Origin of the sequence: Tunicatimonas sp., assembly GCF_049647865.1 — a bacterium.
Taxonomy (GTDB): domain Bacteria; phylum Bacteroidota; class Bacteroidia; order Cytophagales; family Cyclobacteriaceae; genus Tunicatimonas.
In genome coordinates this window covers 1-2,582 of the sequence record NZ_JBARYM010000922.1, presented here as the reverse complement: position 1 = coordinate 2,582, position 2,582 = coordinate 1, and the positions used below count along the sequence as shown (strand labels likewise).

Below are 2,582 nucleotides of genomic sequence, written 5' to 3'. Positions count from 1 at the left end.
GCTCCCAAGTGGCCCATTACCTGAGCAATATCTCTGCCCATATAAAACTTCCCCGTACCATCCGTACTAGTCGGGTTACCAGATGAATACCGACTATTGGAATTGGAAGATTCAACATCATTTGATTGAGCCTGAGGCGACTGGGCACATGCTCCGAGTAGTATTCCGATAGAAAAGAAGGCAATAAAATAGCGGTAGATCATCATTGATTTGTCGTTTGTCGTTTGTCGCTAACCTATATTCATTGCTCAAGCTCTTCGGCCGGATTCCAAAATAGCTCATTAAAGCCCTGAACCTTATCGTCTACAATAATAACTCCCTCTTGCTCTAAGCTTTCTTGCATCGCTGTTGGCGTAGCAAAATGATGCTTGCCCGTGAGCGTTCCGTTCCGGTTTACTACCCGGTGGGCGGGAACTTCGGGATCGGTGTGGGCTTGGTTCATGGCCCAGCCTACCATACGGGCACTGCCTTTAGCTCCTAAATAATGAGCAATGGTTCCGTAGCTAGTAACTCGCCCAGGCGGTATGAGTTTTACTACGGCATACACATCTTCAAAAAAACTGTATTGGTCTTCCTTCGACATTTCGATGTAGTTTTATTGCAATATTCTTAAAATATAGCACATACCCATCACGTTAGCCAATCAGGTTTCGTTATATTGATAATACGAACAGTTACAGTGTATGTCTAAACAGCTTTTTTTCCCTCTGGGGTTTCTACTAATTTGCCTATTAGCCGGGTGCGCTACGTCCAAGAAAGCCACCACTCGTCGGTCAATTTCTGCTCCCCCGCCCCGACCTACTACAAAATTGCCTAGCGCCCCTAAGCGTACCGCTCGTATTAATCGATTAGATGATCAACAGGAAAAAATTATTAGCACGGCCCGTTCTTTTGCCGGCACGCCTTACCGTTGGGGAGGCACCAGTCGGGGAGGCATGGATTGTTCAGGATTATTAATGATTTCATTTCAGGAAGCGGGAATCAATCTACCTCGCACGTCAGCCGAGCAGAGTAAGTTTGGAAGGTTGGTCGGTCTTCGCGATTTACGTCCCGGCGACTTGGTCTTCTTTGCGACTAAGAGTAAACATAGCAAGAAGGTAACCCACGCGGGCCTGGTGACTGAAGTGCGAGGAAAACACAACGTACAGTTTATTCACGCTTCCACTAAGCTGGGCGTAGTAGAAAGTAATATCTTTTCTGATTACTACCGACGGGCCTTCGTAAAAGCCCGCCGTCCCTTTTGATTTTATCGCTTTTTGCCTACATTCGCAAACTCAAATACGAAATATGAGATGAAAAATATGAAACAGTAGTCTTTTCTATTTCTCATTTCGTATCTCATATCTTCATTGGGGGATTAGCTCAGTTGGCTAGAGCGCTACGCTGGCAGCGTAGAGGTCATCGGTTCGAATCCGATATTCTCCACTTTTCTTTCTTCATTCGTACTATCCAACATCAGTTTAGCTCAATTAGATAGAGTGCTGCGCTGGCAGTGTAGAGGTCGGCGGAGTCCGTCGCACGGTTCGAGTCCGATAGCCTTCATGTACTGCTAAATATGAGAATATTTTCGCATCTCAACTTTTTCTATCTCGTATTTTCTACTTCTCTATAGCTTCTTTATCTTTATACTTCCTGACTGTGTTTCGGTGAAAGCCCCCATTAATTTTTCACCATTACTTTTGATAATTTCCGGCATTAATTCAGCTAAAATACCCTTCTTTTTTCAGTCTATCTATAATTTGAGGATCTACTTCTGATTAAACAACACTTATCCTTACTGCCCGTATCTTACTTTAGCTAGGGTGATGGTTACCTGCAACCATAGCCTGTTCTCTAAATAATGATTTTTCTGTAAAGCATGGATGCTCATTTTCTAAAGAAGATTTACGCTACGCATCAAGAATGTGTTACCTGCCCCGCCCCGACGGATGTAGCCACTTTTTTTGATAGGCTGCTGGGTGCGTTATTCGCTGACTTTACCCAACTAGCACATTTGTCGGAAACCGACTTTACGGAACTGATAGAACAGTTACAAAAAGACCTTGATCGCTTATTGCAACAAAGCCCATCGCAGCTAGGGAAGGTATCGCAAGTAACTCAGACGTTTTTTGATGCTATTCCCACAATACATGATTTGATCCAGGATGACGTTACGGGAATTTACGAAGGTGACCCGGCTGCTAAAGATCGGAGTCAGGTGATCCGCTCGTACCCCGGCTTTTACGCTATTGCTGCCTACCGGTTCGCCCATCAGTTGCACCTGCTGGGAGTAGAAGATTTGCCACGTATTATTACGGAGTACGCGCACAGTAAAACCGGCATTGACATTCATCCGTCCGCCACCATTGGCTCTCACTTTTGCATCGACCACGGAACCGGAATTGTGATTGGAGCTACCGCCGTTATCGGCAATTATGTTAAAATCTACCAGAATGTTACTTTGGGGGCAATAAGTGTAAATAAGGAAGACGCCGCTATTAAACGCCATCCGACTATTGAAGACCACGTAGTAATATACTCAGGAGCAACCATTTTAGGAGGTAAAACGGTGATCGGGCAGGGTAGTGTTATCGGTGGTAACG

3 protein-coding genes, 1 tRNA gene and 1 pseudogene are annotated in these 2,582 nt (G+C 45.0%); 3 read left to right on the top strand and 2 right to left on the bottom strand.

Features of this window, described 5'->3' with window-relative positions; genetic code table 11:
- Both WBA23_RS26085 and WBA23_RS26080 read right to left on the bottom strand, forming a co-directional pair.
- Window positions 1–206: pseudogene (locus WBA23_RS26085) on the bottom strand (hypothetical protein); the annotation flags it as partial.
- 35 nt (window positions 207–241) lie between these two features.
- Window positions 242–583: an MGMT family protein gene (locus tag WBA23_RS26080; protein WP_424585206.1), complete on the bottom strand. Its 342-nt coding sequence runs from the start codon at window positions 581–583 to the stop codon at window positions 242–244.
- Window positions 584–683: 100 nt separating this feature from the next.
- Between WBA23_RS26080 and WBA23_RS26075 the strand changes: the two genes are divergently transcribed.
- The 3 genes from WBA23_RS26075 to WBA23_RS26065 all read left to right on the top strand — a co-directional run.
- Window positions 684–1,244: a C40 family peptidase gene (locus WBA23_RS26075; RefSeq protein WP_424585205.1), complete on the top strand. Its 561-nt coding sequence runs from the start codon at window positions 684–686 to the stop codon at window positions 1,242–1,244.
- A 107-nt stretch (window positions 1,245–1,351) separates the two neighbouring features.
- Window positions 1,352–1,425, top strand: a tRNA-Ala gene (locus WBA23_RS26070).
- Between the two features lie 433 nt (window positions 1,426–1,858).
- The coding region (locus WBA23_RS26065) for a serine O-acetyltransferase (RefSeq protein WP_424585204.1) at window positions 1,859–2,582 on the top strand (724 nt) is incomplete at its 3' end.

What these genes read in the sequence shown, in the direction of transcription:
- WBA23_RS26080 (WP_424585206.1), bottom strand. Translation starts at nt 583, where the DNA reads ATGTCGAAGGAAGACCAATACAGTTTTTTTGAAGATGTGTATGCCGTA.
- WBA23_RS26075 (WP_424585205.1), top strand. Translation starts at nt 684, where the DNA reads ATGTCTAAACAGCTTTTTTTCCCTCTGGGGTTTCTACTAATTTGCCTA.